Origin of the sequence: Candidatus Acidulodesulfobacterium sp. H_13, from assembly GCF_048541835.1 — a bacterium.
GTDB lineage: Bacteria > SZUA-79 > SZUA-79 > Acidulodesulfobacterales > Acidulodesulfobacteraceae > QIJE01.
The window spans coordinates 202,261-222,285 of sequence record NZ_JBLEOY010000002.1 but is presented as its reverse complement, the minus strand read 5'-3'; the positions used below and the strand labels follow the sequence as shown (position 1 = coordinate 222,285).

16 protein-coding genes, 6 tRNA genes and 1 pseudogene are annotated in these 20,025 nt (G+C 39.9%); all 23 read right to left on the bottom strand.

Translation table 11 applies throughout. The features are described from left to right. Window positions 1-7 precede the first annotated feature (7 nt). Window positions 8-655, bottom strand: coding sequence for a 50S ribosomal protein L3 (rplC, locus tag ACMCNP_RS05630; RefSeq protein ID WP_419314958.1), 648 nt, complete (start codon window positions 653-655; stop codon window positions 8-10). A 21-nt stretch (window positions 656-676) separates the two neighbouring features. Beyond that, window positions 677-988, bottom strand: coding sequence for a 30S ribosomal protein S10 (gene rpsJ, locus ACMCNP_RS05625; RefSeq protein WP_419314954.1), 312 nt, complete (start codon window positions 986-988; stop codon window positions 677-679). A 47-nt stretch (window positions 989-1,035) separates the two neighbouring features. Further along, complete coding sequence (gene tuf, locus ACMCNP_RS05620; protein WP_419314926.1) at window positions 1,036-2,229, bottom strand: elongation factor Tu; 1,194 nt, start codon at window positions 2,227-2,229, stop codon at window positions 1,036-1,038. Between the two features lie 25 nt (window positions 2,230-2,254). Then, window positions 2,255-4,336, bottom strand: coding sequence for an elongation factor G (gene fusA, locus ACMCNP_RS05615; protein ID WP_419314950.1), 2,082 nt, complete (start codon window positions 4,334-4,336; stop codon window positions 2,255-2,257). An 11-nt stretch (window positions 4,337-4,347) separates the two neighbouring features. Beyond that, window positions 4,348-4,818, bottom strand: coding sequence for a 30S ribosomal protein S7 (gene rpsG / locus ACMCNP_RS05610; protein ID WP_419314948.1), 471 nt, complete (start codon window positions 4,816-4,818; stop codon window positions 4,348-4,350). Window positions 4,819-4,852: 34 nt separating this feature from the next. Further along, a complete protein-coding gene (gene rpsL / locus ACMCNP_RS05605) occupies window positions 4,853-5,224 on the bottom strand; it encodes a 30S ribosomal protein S12 (RefSeq protein ID WP_419314945.1) in 372 nt (123 codons plus the stop codon). A gap of 136 nt (window positions 5,225-5,360) precedes the next feature. Beyond that, window positions 5,361-9,401 (bottom strand): annotated as a pseudogene (rpoC, locus tag ACMCNP_RS05600) (DNA-directed RNA polymerase subunit beta'); the annotation flags it as partial. Between the two features lie 136 nt (window positions 9,402-9,537). Beyond that, window positions 9,538-13,680, bottom strand: a complete 4,143-nt coding sequence (gene rpoB / locus ACMCNP_RS05595; RefSeq protein WP_419315905.1) for a DNA-directed RNA polymerase subunit beta — start codon at window positions 13,678-13,680, stop codon at window positions 9,538-9,540. 84 nt (window positions 13,681-13,764) lie between these two features. Beyond that, a complete protein-coding gene (rplL, locus tag ACMCNP_RS05590) occupies window positions 13,765-14,148 on the bottom strand; it encodes a 50S ribosomal protein L7/L12 (protein WP_419314942.1) in 384 nt (127 codons plus the stop codon). A 52-nt stretch (window positions 14,149-14,200) separates the two neighbouring features. Then, window positions 14,201-14,722, bottom strand: coding sequence for a 50S ribosomal protein L10 (gene rplJ, locus ACMCNP_RS05585; protein WP_419314939.1), 522 nt, complete (start codon window positions 14,720-14,722; stop codon window positions 14,201-14,203). Between the two features lie 169 nt (window positions 14,723-14,891). Continuing rightward, entirely contained in the window at window positions 14,892-15,599 is a 708-nt protein-coding gene (rplA, locus tag ACMCNP_RS05580) for a 50S ribosomal protein L1 (RefSeq protein WP_419314937.1), read from the bottom strand. 18 nt (window positions 15,600-15,617) lie between these two features. Further along, a complete protein-coding gene (gene rplK, locus ACMCNP_RS05575) occupies window positions 15,618-16,046 on the bottom strand; it encodes a 50S ribosomal protein L11 (RefSeq protein WP_419314934.1) in 429 nt (142 codons plus the stop codon). 38 nt (window positions 16,047-16,084) lie between these two features. Beyond that, window positions 16,085-16,618 (bottom strand): transcription termination/antitermination protein NusG, encoded by a 534-nt coding sequence (gene nusG, locus ACMCNP_RS05570; protein ID WP_419315902.1) that lies wholly within the window; start codon window positions 16,616-16,618, stop codon window positions 16,085-16,087. 132 nt (window positions 16,619-16,750) lie between these two features. Further along, a complete protein-coding gene (gene secE / locus ACMCNP_RS05565) occupies window positions 16,751-16,963 on the bottom strand; it encodes a preprotein translocase subunit SecE (protein WP_419314932.1) in 213 nt (70 codons plus the stop codon). Window positions 16,964-17,017: 54 nt separating this feature from the next. Further along, window positions 17,018-17,094 (bottom strand) — tRNA-Trp (locus ACMCNP_RS05560). 28 nt (window positions 17,095-17,122) lie between these two features. After that, on the bottom strand, window positions 17,123-17,272 hold the full coding sequence (rpmG, locus tag ACMCNP_RS05555) for a 50S ribosomal protein L33 (protein ID WP_419314929.1): 150 nt from the start codon (window positions 17,270-17,272) through the stop codon (window positions 17,123-17,125). Between the two features lie 47 nt (window positions 17,273-17,319). Beyond that, window positions 17,320-18,513: an elongation factor Tu gene (gene tuf, locus ACMCNP_RS05550; protein WP_419314926.1), complete on the bottom strand. Its 1,194-nt coding sequence runs from the start codon at window positions 18,511-18,513 to the stop codon at window positions 17,320-17,322. A gap of 59 nt (window positions 18,514-18,572) precedes the next feature. Further along, a tRNA-Thr gene (locus ACMCNP_RS05545) sits at window positions 18,573-18,647 on the bottom strand. Window positions 18,648-18,664: 17 nt separating this feature from the next. After that, window positions 18,665-18,741, bottom strand: a tRNA-Gly gene (locus ACMCNP_RS05540). Window positions 18,742-18,768: 27 nt separating this feature from the next. Next, window positions 18,769-18,854 (bottom strand) — tRNA-Tyr (locus ACMCNP_RS05535). A gap of 15 nt (window positions 18,855-18,869) precedes the next feature. Beyond that, a tRNA-Thr gene (locus tag ACMCNP_RS05530) sits at window positions 18,870-18,944 on the bottom strand. A 415-nt stretch (window positions 18,945-19,359) separates the two neighbouring features. Continuing rightward, window positions 19,360-19,435, bottom strand: a tRNA-His gene (locus ACMCNP_RS05525). A gap of 94 nt (window positions 19,436-19,529) precedes the next feature. Continuing rightward, on the bottom strand, window positions 19,530-19,961 hold the full coding sequence (locus ACMCNP_RS05520) for a TQO small subunit DoxD (protein WP_419314923.1): 432 nt from the start codon (window positions 19,959-19,961) through the stop codon (window positions 19,530-19,532). Window positions 19,962-20,025 lie beyond the last annotated feature (64 nt).

Genomic DNA, 20,025 nt, shown 5'->3' with positions numbered 1-20,025 from the left:
ATTTAAATTATTTATTTAATTTTCTTCCCGATTTATCTGCCGCATATACATATATTATACCGTTGTTAGCACCCGGAACGGCACCCTTGACATATAAAAGATTCTCATCGGAATCCACCTTTACTACCTTCAAATTTAAAACGGTACATTTATCCGTACCCATATGACCCGCCATTTTCATGCCCTTAAACACCTTAGACGGAAAAGACGATTGCCCTATTGAACCCGGTGCCCTATGAAACCGGGAACCATGTGTATCTTTACCGCCGGCAAAACCCCATCTTTTAACAACGCCCTGAAAACCCTTTCCTTTTGTAACCCCGCTAATAGATACTGATTTTACGTCATTAAACATTGAAACATCCATTGTGTCGCCGACTTTTAAATCGTCCGATTCCGAACTCCTAAATTCTTTCAATATCTTCAACGGTGATATGCCGCTTTTCGTAAACTGACCGAGAACAGGCTTTTTTAGACGAAACGACTTAGCCTCTCCAAAGCCGACCTGCACTGCATTATATCCGTCGGTCTGTTTAATTTTTTTTCTGACGACGGTACACGGTCCCGCTTTAATAACAGTAACCGGCACTATCATGCCTTCCTGATTAAATATCTGAGTCATTCCGATTTTTTTTCCAATTAACGCTTTTATCATAATTAAAACTCCAGCCCTCAATTAAATCTGCTTAATATCGACATCAATACCCGAAGATAAATCTAATTTCGTCAATGCATCCATGGTGGCTTGATTCGGCTCCAGCAAATCGATAATTCTTTTATGCGTCCTCATCTCGAACTCTTCCCTCGATTTTTTATCGACATGTGGAGAACGTAAAACGCAATATTTATTAATTTTAGTAGGTAAGGGTATAGGTCCGCTGATTTTAGAACCCGTCAGCTTTGCCGTCTCTACAATTTCGGCAACCGCCTGATCCAACAGTTTATGATCGTATGCTTTAAGTCTGATTCTTGTTTTTTGAATTTCCATCTTAATTTATATTGCCCCTTTTGTTTCCATGTTAGTTAATTATTGAATTATTCCACAACCTCGGTTATGACGCCGGCGCCTACTGTGTGTCCGCCTTCTCTTATAGCAAACCTAAGCTCTTTTTCCGCAGCTATCGGAATAATAAGCTGCACAGACATTGCGACGTTGTCTCCGGGCATTACCATTTCTACGCCCTCGGGCAGCGTGCAGACCCCGGTAACATCGGTAGTCCTAAAATAAAACTGCGGACGATAACCGCTAAAGAACGGAGTGTGACGACCACCCTCTTCCTTGGTCAATATATAGGCTTCAACCTTAAACTTTTTATGCGGAGTAATGGAACCGGGTTTGGCTAAAACCATACCCCTTTCTATCTCTTCGCGCTTTTTACCCCTTAAAAGAACGCCTATATTGTCTCCGGCACGACCCTCGTCTAAGAGTTTTCTGAACATTTCTATACCGGTTATGACGGTCTTGGATGTGGCGGAAAGCATTCCGACTAACTCCACTTCATCCCCTACCTTTGCTATGCCCCTCTCCACTCTGCCGGTAGCAACCGTTCCCCTGCCGGATATAGAAAATACGTCTTCTACGGGCATAAGAAAGGGTTTATCGATATCCCTTTTCGGAACGGGTATGTATTCGTCGATGGCGTTCATGAGATCCATTATCTTCTGCGTCCATTCGTTATCGTCTTCGGCTTCAAGGGCTTTAAGAGCGGAACCGCTTATTATGGGAATATCATCCCCCGGAAAATTATAGGAGGTTAAGAGCTCTCTTACTTCAAGCTCTACTAGTTCTAAAAGCTCCGGATCGTCGACCATATCGACTTTGTTCAAAAATACTACTATATAAGGAACTCCGACCTGACGGGCAAGAAGAATATGCTCGCGGGTCTGAGGCATAGGTCCGTCTGCAGCGGAAACTACGAGTATGGCTCCGTCCATCTGTGCGGCACCGGTTATCATATTTTTTACATAGTCGGCATGACCCGGGCAATCCACATGGGCATAATGCCTTTTTTTGGTCGTATATTCCACATGAGACGTCGCTATCGTAATACCCCTTTCCTTTTCTTCCGGGGCATTGTCTATCTGGTCGTACGACTTAAAGGTAGCCTGTCCCGTCTTAGAAAGAACCTTCGTGATGGCGGCGGTTAACGTTGTTTTGCCATGATCGACATGACCGATTGTGCCTATATTGATATGAGGCTTCGATCTGTCAAATTTCTCTTTGGACATTTAGTCTCCTCCTGATAATAACTATTTACTTACCCTGTGATTTAGCAACGATCTCATCGGATATAACCTTGGGCACCTGTTCGTATTTGAGAAACTCCATTGTGTAATTGGCCCTACCCTGCGTTTTTGACCTTAAATCGGTGGAATAACCGAACATTTGAGCTAAAGGAACATCTGAATTTATAACCTGTACCCCGCTTCGAGACTCTAAATTAACAATTTTTCCCCTTCTTGAATTTAAATCTCCTATAATATCACCCATAAATTCTTCCGGAACTAAAACTTCCACCTTCATTATAGGCTCAAGAAGAGCAGGGGATGCCTTTTTTATACCGTCTTTAAATGCCATTGAGGCGGCAATTTTAAACGCCATCTCCGAAGAATCCACCTCATGAAAAGACCCGTCAAATACCGTAGCCTTAATATCGACTATGGGATAACCCGCCAAGACGCCGTTCGTTAAAGCTTCCGTAATACCTTTATTTACGGCAGGCACATATTCGGTCGGAATTACTCCGCCCTTAATCTTATTTACGAATTCATAACCTCCACCCTTTTCAAGGGGTTCTATTTCAAGCCATACATGACCGTACTGCCCCCTTCCACCCGATTGCTTGATAAACTTACCTTCAGATTTAACTTTTTTGTTAATAGTTTCCTTATATGCAACCTGCGGCCTTCCGATATCTGCATCAACTTTAAATTCTCGTGTCAACCTATCAACTATGATTTCAAGATGAAGTTCTCCCATTCCTGAAATTATGGTTTGTCCCGTCTCCAAATCTGTTTTTACTTTAAAAGACGGATCTTCTACGGTAAGCTTTTGAAGCGATAGACCTAACTTTTCCTGATCGGCTTTAGTTCTGGGTTCTATTGCAACCGAAATAACCGGATTTGGAAATTCCATAGACTCAAGAATGATAGCTTTGGATTCATCACAAAGGGTGTCTCCGGTAGTCGTATTTTTCAATCCGACGGCGGCGGCAATATCTCCCGCATGAACCTCTTTCACTTCTTCCTTTTTATTTGCATGCATCCTTAAAAGTCTTCCGATTCTTTCCTTGGAATCCTTCGAAGAATTATAAACATATGAACCGGACGTGAGAACTCCAGAGTAGACCCTGATATATGTAAGCTGACCGGTATAAGGATCCGACGCAATCTTAAACGCCAGTGCCGAAAACGGCTCATCATCCGATGCATTCCTAATCTCTTCCTTTTCCGTCTCAGGATTTATGCCGATAACCGGCGGAACGTCGACAGGTGACGGCAAATAGTCTATTATCGCATCTAACAACATTTGCACTCCCTTATTTTTAAAGGCCGATCCGCAAAATACCGGAACGACTTTAAACTCTAACGTAGCCTTTCTAATAACATCTTTAGCCAACTTTATATCTATGTCTTCACCGGTCAAATAACTTTCCATCAAGCTATCATTAAAATCGCATGCTTTTTCGACAAATTCATCATGATATTTTTTTGAATCTGCAGTGTATTCCTCCGGAATATCTACAACGTCATATTCCGCACCGAGAGTCTCGTCTTTATATAAATAAGCCTTCATTGCAACAATATCGATTATACCTTTAAAATTATCTTCCGATCCCAAAGGAATTTGCATAATAACAGGCGTTGCATTAAGCCTCGTTTTTATCATATCCACACATCTATAAAAATCAGCTCCGGTTCTGTCCATTTTATTAACAAAACATATCCGAGGCACTTTGTACTTATCTGCCTGCCTCCAAACGGTTTCCGACTGAGATTCAACCCCGGAGACCCCGTCAAAAACGGCAACCGTACCATCCAAAACCCTCAAAGACCTTTCAACCTCAACCGTGAAATCAACATGTCCCGGAGTATCTATTATATTTATCTTATTGTCTTTCCAGAAACATGTCGTGGCAGCCGAAGTAATAGTTATCCCTCTTTCCTGCTCCTGTTCCATCCAATCCATCGTAGCCGTTCCTTCATGGACCTCACCGATCTTATAGTTAACGCCGGTGTAATACAGAATTCTCTCCGTAGTCGTAGTTTTACCGGCATCGATATGTGCCATAATGCCTATATTTCTTGTTTTTTCTAAGGATATTTTATCCGCCATCTGAGCTCCCGTTACCATCTAAAATGAGCGAAAACCTTATTGGCTTCAGCCATTCTAAACGTGTCCTCTTTCTTTTTAACAGAACTGCCTTTGTTATTCGCCGCATCCATTATCTCAAACGCTAAGTTTTCTTCCATAGACTTTTCTTTTCTTGACCTTGCATAGCCGATAATCCATCTTATTGCCAGATATAACCTTCTATCGCTTCTAACCTCAGCAGGCACCTGATAGTTTGAACCACCTATCCTTCTGGCTTTTACCTCTAAAACCGGTTTCACGTTTTCAATTGCTTGTTTAAAAACCTTAAATCCGTCATCTTCGGTTTTTTCATGGATTATATCAAGAGATTTATAAAATATTCTTTCACTTGTACTTTTCTTCCCATCGTACATAAGTTTATTTACGAACTTCTGCACAACCTTGTCATTAAACTTAAAATCACCTTCTACGACCCTCTTAACTGCCCTTTTTCTACGTGACAATTTTCGCTCCTTATCTTTTTATACTTAATATGACCTATTTAGGTCTTTTAGCGCCGTACTTAGACCTGCTCTGCTTTCTTCCGTTGACGCCGACGCAATCAAGTGCGCCTCTTATTATATGATACCTGACACCAGGCAAATCCTTTACCCTTCCGCCCCTTATCAACACAACAGAATGCTCCTGCAAATTATGCCCTTCCCCGGGAATATATGAAGTTACTTCCATACCGTTGGTTAACTTAACCCTTGCAACCTTTCTAAGAGCAGAGTTAGGTTTTTTAGGGGTAGTAGTGTAAACCCTGAGGCAGACACCTCTTTTTTGAGGCGAACCCTTCAATGCCGGAGAGGACGTCTTTTTTATAACCTTCTTCCTTGCATGTCTAACTAGCTGATTTATGGTCGGCACAATTTCTCCTTTATACTTAACAAAAACGAATTATACTTTATTTTATCCTAAAACAACTTTAATAAATTAGTTAGTGGAATTTTAAATTATAATGTTTAATATATTTTTTGTCAACATCTTTTTATAATATTTCACTCTCTAAATGCGAATACTTCTTGAAACCCGTACCCGCAGGTATCAACCTTCCCATAATTACATTTTCTTTAAGACCCCTTAAATTATCAATTTTACAATGTATTGCGGCCTCGGTTAAAACCTTTGTAGTTTCTTGAAACGAAGCGGCAGAAATAAAACTTTCCATACTTAAAGAAGCCTTCGTTATACCCATTAATTCCGGTTCGGCAATTGCTGGAGTTTCTCCGTTTCTTATTATCCGTTCATTCTCTGCATCAAATATGTTTTTATCTATAATCTCATCTTCAAAAAACTTAGAATCGCCGGAATTTTTAATCCTAACGTTTTTAAGCATTTGTTTAACTATGACCTCTATATGCTTATCATTGATCTTAACACCCTGAAGCCTATAAACCTCTTGTATTTCATCGACCAAGAATTTAGCAAGTTCTTTCTCTCCGAGAACTTTTAATATATCATGAGGGTTAGGAGACCCATCCATCAACGGTTCTCCGGCGTTTACGTAATCCCCTTCGTGAACACTGACAAGTTTACCTTTGGGAATAAAATATTCCCTCGGTTCTCCATGCGGAGGTGTTATAATAACACGCCTCTTGCCTTTAAAATCCCGTCCGAACGATACTATTCCGTTTATTTCGGTAATCACTGCGCATTCTTTAGGCTTTCTCGCTTCAAAAAGTTCGACTACCTTAGGCAAACCGCCGGTAATATCCTTAGTTTTTGTAGTCTCCCTTGGAATCTTGGCCACTATATCTCCCGCATAAACCTCATCTCCGTCTTGAACGGACAAATGCGCGCCCATCGGCATAAGATATGATTTTTCTTGACTTTTAGATCTAATAATAATCTTAGGCTTTAAGGTCTGATCTCTCGACTCGATAATCACCTTTCTTGATAAACCCGATGTTTCGTCAACCTGCTCCTGCATTGTTTCATTTTCCCTTATATCGTCAAATTTAACTTTACCGGATATATCGGAAATTATAGGGTTGATATATGAATCCCAATCGGCTAAAAGCGTATTCTTTTTAATCGCTTTTTCCGGTTCGACTTTAATTTTAGAACCATATGCGAGTTGGATTTTTTCTAACTCTCTCCCCGATTCATCTGCTATAATTATAGTGCCGTTTTTATTCATTACTATATATTCGCCTTCTCTATCTTTAATAACGTTAAGGTTTTGAAACTTAACGATACCGTCGTATTTATTTTCTATGCTTGTCTGCTCCGTTCTTCTTGATGCTGTACCTCCAACATGAAACGTTCTCATAGTGAGCTGAGTCCCCGGCTCTCCTATAGACTGTGCCGCCATAACTCCGATAGCTTCGCCTATATTAACCAAATGCCCTCTGGCCAGGTCTCTCCCATAGCATTTAACGCAAACACCGCTTTTAGCCTTACAAGTCAATACCGACCTTATTTTAACGCTTTCTATATATGCATTTTCTATGTTAACCAAATGAGATTCTTGAATTTCCTCGTTAGCCTTGACGATTAGTTTTCCGGAAAATGGGTCGACTATATCATCCAAAGCGACCCTGCCTAATATTCTCTCTTCAATAGGCTCTATTGTTTCTCCGCTTTCCACTAAGGTTGAGACTGTTATTCCGTCCATTGTATTACAATCTTCTTCGGTTATAATATTATCTTGCGAAACATCCACTAATCTTCTCGTCAAATATCCGGAGTTAGCTGTTTTTAGGGCGGTATCCGCCAGCCCTTTTCTCGCTCCGTGAGTAGATATGAAATACTGCAAAACCGTCAGTCCTTCTCTAAAATTTGCTATTATGGGCGTTTCAATAATTTCGCCGGAAGGCTTAGCCATCAGCCCTCTCATTCCGGCAAGCTGTCTTATTTGCGTTTCAGATCCCCTTGAACCGGAATCCGCCATGATAAAAATAGAATTAAGACTTTTTCCGCGTAATGTCTTATTCGTTTTACTGTCTAAATATTCCTGCTCCCCTAATTTATTCATCATGACCTTACTTATCTCATCGGTTACGTTCGCCCATGTATCAACAACCTTGTTGTATCTTTCGCCGTTCGTTATCAGCCCTTCCTTATAGTTATTCTCTATTTCTTCAATCCTTTCCGTTGCTTCCTTAATAATCTCACCTTTCTCGGCAGGTACCTCCATATCGCTTATGCAGATGGATATGCCTGATTTGGTAGAATATTCGTAACCGATAGTTTTTAACTTATCCGCAAGTATAACAGTCTTTTTGGGACCGCAAATTCTAAAAGCATAATCTATTAAGTTTGTAATCTCCTTTTTCGACATTACAGTATTTATAAGAGCAAAATCTATCTCATCGGGTATTATTTCATAAAGAATAACCCTTCCAACCGTCGTCGTCTCGATTTTACCGTTAATCCTGACTTTAATACGAGCATGCAAACTTGCACGTCTGTTATCGTAAGCATACTTAACCTCATCAGGATCCGAAAATATCTTATCCTCCCCTTCGACAAAGGGCACTTCTCTGGTCATATAGTACAAACCAAGCACTATATCCTGAGACGGAACTATGATAGGTTTACCGCTTGCGGGGGAAAGTATATTATTGGTCGCCATCATAAGTACCCTCGCTTCTACCTGTGCCTCTATGGAAAGCGGAAGATGCACCGCCATTTGATCTCCGTCAAAATCGGCATTAAATGCGGCGCATACCAATGGATGCAGATGTATGGCTTTTCCCTCGACTAATATAGGCTCAAACGCCTGAATTCCAAGTCTATGCAACGTAGGTGCCCTATTTAACATAATTGGATGCTCCTTGATTACATCCTCTAAAACGTCAAAAACTTCCGGAGCCTCCCTGTCGACCAGCTTTTTTGTAGTCTTAAGGGTATCCGTTATGCCTCTTTGTAATAATTTATTAAATATAAAGGGCTTAAAAAGTTCTATGGCCATTTTCTTCGGTAAACCGCACTGGTGCAGTTTTAATTCCGGACCGACAACTATAACCGACCTTCCGGAATAATCCACTCTTTTCCCCAGCAGGTTAAGCCTAAATCTACCTGTTTTACCCTTTAACATATCGCTTAAAGATTTAAGCGGTCTCTTATTCGAACCCATTATGACGCGTCCGCGTCTGCCGTTATCGAATAGTGCATCGACTGCTTCCTGGAGCATTCTCTTTTCATTTTTAATTATTATTTCTGGAGCAGAAAGTTCCATGAGCTTTTTTAATCTATTATTTCTATTTATAACCCTTCTGTATAAATCGTTTAGATCCGAACTGGCAAATCTGCCCCCCTCAAGCGGAACCAAAGGGCGCAAATCCGGCGGAATTACCGGAATAACGTCTAATATCATCCACTCCGGCCTATTTCCAGATGTCCTAAATGCCTCTATCAATTTCAGTTGCTTCGCTAATTTTTTCTTTTTAATGCCGTTAGGCAAACTCACTATACTTTCCTTAAGACTTTTAGACAACGACTCCACGTCAATACCCTTAAGCAATTCTTTCAACGCCTCGGCACCGATTCCTGCCTTAAAATCATACCCTTCTTTTTGAATTTTTTGATAATTTTCTTCGCTTAATAAATCCTTATATTTTAGGCCTATTTTTGATGCGTCTCCCGGCTCTATAATGACATAGGCTTCAAAATATAAAATCCTTTCGATATCCTTAAGGGTCATATTAAGAATACTTCCTATTCTTGACGGAAGGCTTTTAAAAAACCATATGTGTGCCACCGGCGAAGCAAGCTCGATATGTCCAAGCCGCTCTCTCCTTACCTTGGACGAAATGACTTCAACGCCGCATTTTTCACATACTATGCCGCGATGCTTCATTCTTTTATATTTTCCACAGTTACATTCGTAATCCTTAATAGGTCCAAAAATCCTAGCGCAAAAAAGCCCGCCTCTTTCAGGTTTTAACGTTCTATAATTAATAGTTTCCGGCTTCTTAACCTCACCATGAGACCATTTTCTGATTACATCAGGAGATGCTATTCCTAATTTTATGGAACTAAAACCGAGCGAGTCTCTTGTATCTTCTCTATCGTTGGTAAAAAAATCACCCTTATTCATACCCTTAAATAATTTTTTAAAATTCGGTTCATTTTCTTCCGCAACGGTAGGCAACTTTTTTTCGTTTTCCGAAATGTTGCTCAAACTAACGGTAGATTTATCGTCTATATCTTTATCCTTGCTAAATATATTTTTATCAAACAGCATTCTCTCCCTCCTTTAACAGTTCTACGTTAAGGCAAAGACTTTGTAATTCTTTAATGAGGACGTTAAACGACTCCGGCAAACCGACTTTAAATGTGGTATCCCCTTTTACGATAGATTCGTACATCCTTGTCCTTCCAATGGAATCATCCGATTTAACGGTAAGAAATTCCTGAAGGGTATGTGCCGCTCCATAAGCTTCCATTGCCCACACTTCCATTTCTCCGAGCCTCTGTCCTCCAAATTGCGCCTTACCGCCTAACGGCTGCTGAGTTACCAGCGAATACGGGCCGGTTGACCTTGCGTGTATTTTATCATCGACTAAATGATGAAGTTTAAGCATATACATTATCCCAACGGTAACTTTTCTATCAAAGGGTTCACCCGTTCTTCCGTCATAAAGCGTAACCTGACCGGTTTCCTCTACACCCGACATTTTAAGACAATTTTTTATATCATTCTCTTTTGCTCCGTCAAAAACAGGCGTTGACATATAAACACCCTTCTTGTACTTCTTTGCAAATTCTATAACCTCGTCGTCGTTTAATTTATTAATAAATTTAACTATAGTAGGCTCGTTAAATATTTCAAGCAGTTTTTTCCTCATCGCTTTGCTACCAAAATTTTCTTCCATAATCTTACTTATTTGGACACCCATATTATGTGCTGCCCAGCCTAAATGCACTTCGAGTACCTGGCCGACATTCATTCTGGACGGAACACCGAGGGGATTCAGTACCATATCGACTATTCTTCCGTCTTGCATAAACGGCATATCGTTGACCGGAAGTATTCTGGATACGACGCCTTTGTTGCCGTGTCTGCCCGCCATTTTATCCCCAACTGACAGTCTTCTTTTAATAGCTATATAAACCTTTATAGTCTTAAGAACACCGGGGGGGAGTTCGTCGCCCCTCTGTATCCTATCCACTCTATCCTCATAATAGGACTTCATCAAATCGGCATCTTCCATCGATTCGTCGTCTATTTTTTTCAACTTGTCGTATATACTTTTGGTATTTCCTTCTAACTCTATACTAAATATGTCGTCTCTGTTAAGCTTAGAAACGATATTATCGTTCAGTACATCGCCCTTTTTAATGTAAACGGGTTTATGCCCGGAAGATAAAGTTACATTTGCTCCACATTTTTTATTTACTATCAGATGTCTTATTTTTTTAAGCGCATTATTGAGAATGGTCCGCTGCTTATCCTCCGACTCCCTAATGAGATTAGTTACCTCGCCATCCTCTATCTCCTTTTCCCTGAAATCTTTTTCTATGCCTTTCCTTGAAAAAATTCTTATATCGACGACAACGCCGGAAACACCGGGAGGCACCCTCAAGGATGTATCCTTTACCTCTTTGGCCTTCTCTCCGAATATCGCCCTTAAAAGTTTCTCTTCCGGAGTAAGAACCGTTTCCCCTTTCGGCGTAACTTTTCCTATTAATATATCTTGCGCATGAACCTCGGCACCTATTCTGATAATCCCGTTCTCGTCAAGATTCTTTAATGCATCCTCGCTTATATTGGGAATATCAGCGGTAATTTCCTCCTTGCCAGATTTTGTTTCCCTGCATGCCGCTTCAAACTCTTCTATATGAATAGACGTAAACGCATCCTCGTGTAATAATCTTTCGCTTATCAGTATGGAATCCTCAAAGTTATAACCGTTCCACGGCATAAATGCGACCATAACGTTATGTCCAAGGGCCAATTCCCCGTCTTTTGTAGATGCCCCATCCGCTATGACTTGACCGGCAACAACTTTTTGACCCGTTTTTACTAACGGTCTCTGATTTAAACATGTATTTTGATTAGACCTTTGAAATTTAATAAGATCATAAAAACACTCAGTAAGGGCGCCTGCCTTTACGTCGTTTTCGGCATCTAAATCGGAAGTAATAACGATTTTAGCGGAATCGACATAGGTTACAACTCCGGCTTGAGTTGCTGAAATGCAAACGCCGGAATCTTTAGCCGTAATCCTTTCTATGCCGGTGCCTATAAGAGGCGGATCCGGCATTAATAAAGGCACTGCCTGCCTTTGCATGTTGGATCCCATAAGGGCACGATTTGCATCATCGTTTTCCAAAAAAGGAATCAACGAGGTAGCAATAGATACTAACTGCATCGGAGAGACGTCTATATAGTTCACTTCGTCCGGATAAGCCATTACCATTTCTCCGCTTCTCCTCACCGGAATCAACTTATATTTAATATAGCCGTTTTTATCTATTTCCGCATTAGCCTGAGCTATTACATACTTTTCTTCTTCCATGGCGGTTAAAAAATCAACTTCGTTCGTCACTATAGCACCGCCTTCGTTCATCTTAACCCTTCTGTATGGTGTCTCTATGAAACCATATTCACTAACCCTTGCATAAGAAGCTAGAGAGGAAATAAGACCGATATTCGGACCTTCCGGCGTCTCTATCGGACATATCCTACCGTAATGAGTAGGATGAACGTCTCTCACTTCAAACCCGGCTCTTTCTCTTGTAAGACCTCCCGGTCCAAGAGCGGAAAGACGTCTTTTATGTGTAACTTCGGAAAGGGGATTAGTCTGATCCATAAACTGCGATAACTGGCTTCTCCCAAAAAACTCCTTTATCAGGGAATTTACCGGCTTAGGATTGACTAAATCATTGGGCATTAATGAATCCAATTTTTGTGTGGTCATTCTTTCTTTTATAGCCCTTTCCATCCTCACGAGTCCGATTCTGAACTGATTTTCCAAAAGCTCTCCGACGGATTTGACTCTTCTGTTGCCAAGGTGATCAATATCGTCTATCGAACCTCTTCCGTCTTTAAGTTCCATCAAATATTGTAAAACACTTAGGATATCGTCCGGAGATAATACTCTGTCTTCAAGACTTTTATTCAAGTTTAATTTATTGTTTATTTTAAGCCTGCCTACTTCGGATAAGTCGTACCTTTCAGAGTTAAAAAACATATTTTCGAAGTGGGATTCTGCAGAAGCGGGATTAGGCGGCTCACCCGGTCTCATCCTTTTGTATATATCTATAATAGCCTCTTCTTTAGTGTTAACCTTGTCCGCCAAAATCGTTTCCAGGATCGATGAAGAAACGTTTACGTTATCTATAAAATAAACGGAAAACTCCTTCACTCCGGAATTATAAAATATCTCTAAAAGAGCCTGCGTAACAGGCTGCACGGATTTACCGATGACCTCTTTGCCGTCATAACTAAGCACATCCGTTTTAAGATATTTTCCTATAATATTCGACTCGTCACATGATAAAAATTCTATTCCGGCATCCTCAAGTTTGCTCGCAAGATGCTTTGTAATCCTCTTGTTTTTTTTAACCAAAACTTCATTGGTTTCAGGATTTACGATGTCCCTGTATGCCCTCGTAAAGACGAGAAAATCTTTGGGAATTTTCCGAAAATATTTTCTGTCCTCGATTTTAAACACTTCCGTCTTATAAAAACTTTCAAGAATATCATCCCTGGAATACCCTGCAGCTTTAAGCAGTATAGTAACCGGAAATTTCCTTTTTCTATCTATTCTAACGAAAACCATATCTCTCTGGTCAAATTCAAAGTCGAGCCATGACCCTCTATACGGTATAATTCTGGCCGTGTAAAAAGGCTTACCCTGAGCGTGGCTTCTTACCTTGTCATTGTCGTAAAAAACTCCGGGGGACCTTTGCAACTGATTCACGATAACTCTTTCTATGCCATTTATAATAAAAGAACCGTTCGGGGTCATTAACGGAATTTCGCCGAAATATATTTCTTGTTCTTTTATATCTTTTATATCTCTTTGTGAATCTTTTTCATCCATATCAATATTGGGTTCAAATGTGATAAGGTCGAAAAGAACCTTAAGCGACGCGCTGTATGTAAGACTTTTTTGCTTACATTCAAACATGCTGTATTTTGGTTCGCCGATGGTATAACCCTTAAATTCCAAAGAAAAATTTTTGCCTGCACCCTCTATCGGAAAAACAGATTTAAATACCCCTTCAAGTCCGTTATTGAGCCTTTTATCTCGAGGCAAGCCTTTTTGCAAGAACCTCTTGTATGATCTCATCTGAACTTCCAAAAGATTCGGAATATTAATAACCTGCTTAATTTTGGAAAAATCTTTCCTTATGATTATGGGCATGTTATCTTCTAAATTTAATTCTAATTTTGCTTTTGCCATTTAGCTTTCAACTCCCGCATTTCTTACTTAAATATGATATTTTTTTTATTTAATTTCGACGCCGGCGCCGACTTCTTCAAGCTTTGCTTTAATCTTTTGGGCATCTTCTTTGCTAATGCCGGTCTTTACCGCCTTAGGGGCACTGTCAACTAAGTCTTTTGCTTCCTTCAATCCCAAACTCGTAAGCTCTCTTACAACTTTAATGGTTTGAATTTTATTTGCACCTGCACCGGAAAGAATGACATCAAATTCGGTTTTTTCCTCAACCTGCGGAGCAACAGCTGCAGAAACTCCTCCCGCGGGCGCCGCCGCGGCAAACTGATCTGCCTTAACATCAAATTTTTCTTCTATTAATTTAACAAGATCGTTTAATTCTATTACGGAAACATTTTCAATATAGTTTAGAACATCATCTTTACTTATAGCCATTATTTTTCCTCCGATATAATATTACAAACGTTTAAAATTAATTAATTTGAATTTAGACAGCCGTTTTTTTAGCATCTTCTACTGCACGCAAAGTCCTTACCAACCTTAAGACAGGCATTTTTAAAGCAAAAACCATGCGAATTTCAGGTGACCTGATGACAGATATGAACCTTCCTATTAAAACATCTTTGAAAGGTAAAGCGGCAAGAGCAATAATTGCCGTTTTGTCTAAAACGGCTTGATAATACCCTACTTTAATTTCAATATTTTCAGGATTTTTCTGCGCAAACTTAGAAAGTACTTTCGAACAAGCAAGCGGATCGTCGGTAAAAACTATAAAATTAGGTTCGTTAAGATATTCCGACAAAGGTTCCAGATGCGTCTGTCTAAAGGCTATCTTGCTCAGCGTGTTCTTAAATACCTTGAGCTGACCCCCGCTATTGCGGATTTCCTTTCTTAAAAGACTGAATTTTTCAACGCCTAATCCCTGATATTTGCTGATAAAAATACTCTGCTTACTCTCCAGATTATTTTTCAATAATTCAATCTCTTTGTTCTTTCTGTCTTTTTTCAATTTTATCTCCCCTCCTTTCTTTTAAATTTTTCCTAATACGTCAATACGGCATAATAAGAGCAATTTAAAAAATCAGATCCGGGTCGTTAAAAAGCTCTATTCGTCTAAACAGGATTTATAAACCTGCCGTCATAGACAATATTAAATTTACTTAATATAATATTTTTTGTTATACCATGTTATTCCTCAACTTAAGCGTGTCTAAAGCGACGCCGAAGCCCATTGTGGAAGACATGGAAACCTTTCTTACATATATACCCTTGCTTGAAGACGGCTTCAATCTGTTTATAGTTTCCAACAGGGCTATAAAATTATCCTTAAGCTTAGAAGAACCGAAAGAAACCTTACCTATCGATGCATGCAAAATCCCGTTTTTCTCGGCCTTAAACTCTATCTTACCCGCTTTTAGCTCCTTTACCGCCCTGCCGACGTCAAAAGTAACCGTTCCCACTTTGGGGTTAGGCATCAAACCTCTGGGTCCCAATATTTTACCAAGCTTACCGACGATAGACATAATATCCGGAGTCGCGACAACCCTGTTAAAATCCATAAAGCCCTGCTGCACCTTTGCAATCATATCTTCCTGTCCGACATAATCCGCACCGGCGTTTAATGCCTCGCGCTCTTTTTCGCCCTTTGCAAAAACAAGAATCTTGACCGACTTGCCGGTCCCGTGGGGAAGCAATACCGATCCCCTAACCTGTTGGTCGTTTTTTTTGACATCGATCCCTAAATTCATTGCAACATCTACGCATTCATCAAATTTTACATGATGAGAATCAATAATAATATCAAAGGCTTCATCTATCGAATAATATTTATTGGCGACATCCGCCTTTTTCACTGCATTCATATATTTTTTACCCCTCTTTTTCATATTTATACCCCCCATCTTCTATTCAGTAATATCTATGCCTATACTTTTGGCGGTCCCTTCTATAATCCTCATAGCCGACTCAATTTCATCTGTGTTGAGATCCGGCATTTTAACCTTTGCAACCTCCATTATTTTTGATCTGTTCAATGTGGCAACTTTATTTTTATTCGGCTGACTAGACCCTTTATCTACTCCCGCAGCTTGTTTAAGTAAAACCGAAGCCGGCGGTGTTTTTAAGACAAAATCGAATGACCTATCCGTATATACGGTAAGAACGACAGGTATAATCGTCCCTTCTTGAGATTTTGTTTTTTCATTGAACTGCTTACAAAATTCCATTATATTGACACCGCGTTGGCCCAAAGCAGGACCGACAGGCGGAGCGGGATTGGCTTTTCCACCCGTAATCTGTAATTTTACTATAGCCTGAATTTTTTTTACCGCCATAATGTCTATCCCCTATTTTATCCTATTTCCATTATTATTTAATTTCTCTCAACCTGCGTGAAATCCAACTCTACGGGTGTAGCCCTACCGAATATGGAAACAAGAACTTCAAGCTTGCTTTTATCCGGTCTTATATCGCCTATCACCCCGTTGAAACCGGAAAACGGTCCCTCGGTAATTTTAACGGTATCACCCTTGGAGAATTCTATCTTGGCTTTCGGTCTCTTAACTCCTTCCGTTATTTGTGCAACAATCTTTTCCATTTCCGATTCGTCGACCGAAACGGGATTTAGCTGATTACCCACAAATCCTGTAACCTTTGGTGTTCCCTTGAGCAAATGCCATGAATCCGTATTTACATTCATTTTGACAAAAATATAACCGGGGAAGAATTTTCTTTTAACCTTCTTTTTGCCGCCTTTTGCGCCTTTTTCGAATACATCCTCCTTAGGAACGATGATTTCTCCGAAATATTTTTTAGACCCGCTTGTAACTATCCTTTCTTCAAGCGCAAGTTTGACATTATCCTCAAATCCGGAATATGTATGAACCGCATACCATTTTTTAGGAATTTCTTCCGAATCTTCATCAATGGGATCATCCGGGGTAATGTCTAAGCCGGATTTAAGATTTTCATCTATTTTTTCTTGTTCTTCTTTATTGTCCATTAAGTTTATTTTAGGTTTATTAAATATATTAAATTATTAAATATGAAATACATAAGAAAACATTTTAGAAAAAAGAATATCTACGAGACCGAGAAAAGTAGTGACAAGTATTATAAAAATAACCACCACATATGTAGTTTTTGTCGCCCTATCCTTTTCCGGCCACACAATTTTACCGAGTTCCGCTTTTACTTCGTACAAATATTGTTTTGTTTTTTTTATGAACCCGGAAACAGAATTACCATTCATTTTTGAGTGTCCCAAAATAATATTTTCCTAATTTAAATTACTTATACGTTATGTTGGCAGGCCAGGAGGGATTCGAACCCCCAACACTCGGATTTGGAGTCCGATGCTCTAGCCGTTGGAGCTACTGGCCTATTTATAAATTTACGATTAGTTCATTTTTTACTTCGTTTCCTTGTGAATCGTATGAGTTCTACAGAACCTACAATATTTTTTCACAGATAACTTCTCCGAAGAAAGTTTTTTATTTTTAGTAGTCGTATAGTTCCTTCGTTTGCATTCACCGCATGCCAATGTTATTATTTCTCTCATTATTTATATAATTGCCCCTTTTGTTTCCATGTTAGTTAATTATTGAATTATTCCACAACCTCGGTTATGACGCCGGCGCCTACTGTGTGTCCGCCTTCTCTTATAGCAAACCTAAGCTCTTTTTCCGCAGCTATCGGAATAATAAGCTGCACAGACATTGCGACGTTGTCTCCGGGCATTACCATTTCTACGCCCTCGGGCAGCGTGCAGACCCCGGTAACATCGGTAGTCCTAAAATAAAACTGCGGACGATAACCGCTAAAGAACGGAGTGTGACGACCACCCTCTTCCTTGGTCAATATATAGGCTTCAACCTTAAACTTTTTATGCGGAGTAATGGAACCGGGTTTGGCTAAAACCATACCCCTTTCTATCTCTTCGCGCTTTTTACCCCTTAAAAGAACGCCTATATTGTCTCCGGCACGACCCTCGTCTAAGAGTTTTCTGAACATTTCTATACCGGTTATGACGGTCTTGGATGTGGCGGAAAGCATTCCGACTAACTCCACTTCATCCCCTACCTTTGCTATGCCCCTCTCCACTCTGCCGGTAGCAACCGTTCCCCTGCCGGATATAGAAAATACGTCTTCTACGGGCATAAGAAAGGGTTTATCGATATCCCTTTTCGGAACGGGTATGTATTCGTCGATGGCGTTCATGAGATCCATTATCTTCTGCGTCCATTCGTTATCGTCTTCGGCTTCAAGGGCTTTAAGAGCGGAACCGCTTATTATGGGAATATCATCCCCCGGAAAATTATAGGAGGTTAAGAGCTCTCTTACTTCAAGCTCTACTAGTTCTAAAAGCTCCGGATCGTCGACCATATCGACTTTGTTCAAAAATACTACTATATAAGGAACTCCGACCTGACGGGCAAGAAGAATATGCTCGCGGGTCTGAGGCATAGGTCCGTCTGCAGCGGAAACTACGAGTATGGCTCCGTCCATCTGTGCGGCACCGGTTATCATATTTTTTACATAGTCGGCATGACCCGGGCAATCCACATGGGCATAATGCCTTTTTTTGGTCGTATATTCCACATGAGACGTCGCTATCGTAATACCCCTTTCCTTTTCTTCCGGGGCATTGTCTATCTGGTCGTACGACTTAAAGGTAGCCTGTCCCGTCTTAGAAAGAACCTTCGTGATGGCGGCGGTTAACGTTGTTTTGCCATGATCGACATGACCGATTGTGCCTATATTGATATGAGGCTTCGATCTGTCAAATTTCTCTTTGGACATTTAGTCTCCTCCTGATAAACATTAATCATTTTTATATTTTTATACAACAATCCATAACATGGAGCCCATGATCGGGATCGAACCGATGACCTCTTCCTTACCAAGGAAGTGCTCTACCACTGAGCCACATGGGCATCGTATTGATAAAATTTGGAGCGGGAAACGGGATTCGAACCCGCGACCCTCAGCTTGGAAGGCTGACGCTCTAGCCAACTGAGCTATTCCCGCATTAAAAACTATATAAAGCCATAATCATGGTGGAGAGGGGAGGATTCGAACCTCCGTAGACTCGCGTCGACAGATTTACAGTCTGTTCCCTTTAGCCACTCGGGCACCTCTCCGCTTTTCCTTTATTATGGAGCTGGCGATGGGAATCGAACCCGCAACCTGCTGATTACAAATCAGCTGCTCTGCCATTGAGCTACGCCAGCCTACAAAATCCAAAATAATACCAAAAAACTTGTTGTAAGTTTAGAAACTTTAATATTAACAAAATATTCGTTTATTTGTCAATATTTTTTTTACGTTTATTCGTGTATTTTGCATAATAAATTATCTCAGGTTTCTAAGGAATAATTTATTCGTTCCCTCACGTCATTTCTTATTAAAATTTCTATAAGATAGTAAAGTTAAAAACAATTATGAGGTATAGGGCATGATGGCTATAAAATACGAATTAAGGCAAACTGACAGAATAAAATTAAAAACCCGATAAAATTAGTTTTTAGTGCCGATTGCCAGATTTTGTGAGATGTATCCTATATCTCATGCAGAAATTTTTATATTTTGATAAGTATTACAGTCAATAGAAAAATCTCTAAGAAGGCTTAACACTGCGTCTTTAAATGGGGTGGATGACAGGGTTTGAACCTGCGACCACCGGAGTCACAATCCGGGGCTCTACCGGCTGAGCTACATCCACCGTAAATTAAAAGAACATATTGCCTTTAACTATTATATTTTATCAGAATTTGACTTAAATTTAAATATATTTTTATTTTTCGTCTTTATTTTATTCAAAACAATGCGTCAATACCCAGCGTTTTTCCCGAATCAGTAAATATTATAACCAATTCGCATATAATCAAAGTGAGATTAATCCCTAATTCCGACGGGCTGATCCAGTACATGGCAAATAAGTAATTTAAATTCAAAAATAACCCTACAAGTGCCGCAGCCTTAGTAATAAAACCCGCTGTTAAAAAAATGCCGGCGAATAGTTCTCCCATAATTATTAATAAGGCAAACAAAAATGAGTTAGGAACGGCAAAATGAGTTAAAAAGGTATTATAAAACCACAAGTGACCATGATTAGCAAAAAATAATAGTTTTCCACGAAGATTCGTAAAAAAAGCCGGGGTCAACTTAAAATGAACCTCATAAAGAAAAAGCAAGCCCACGTAAATCCTCAAAAAAGCATTCCATACATTTGAATTTCTATAGCTCATTTCTTTAGTTCCGCCACATGCGTTATCGTTATTTTCAATTAAATTATGAAAATTCTATCACGAA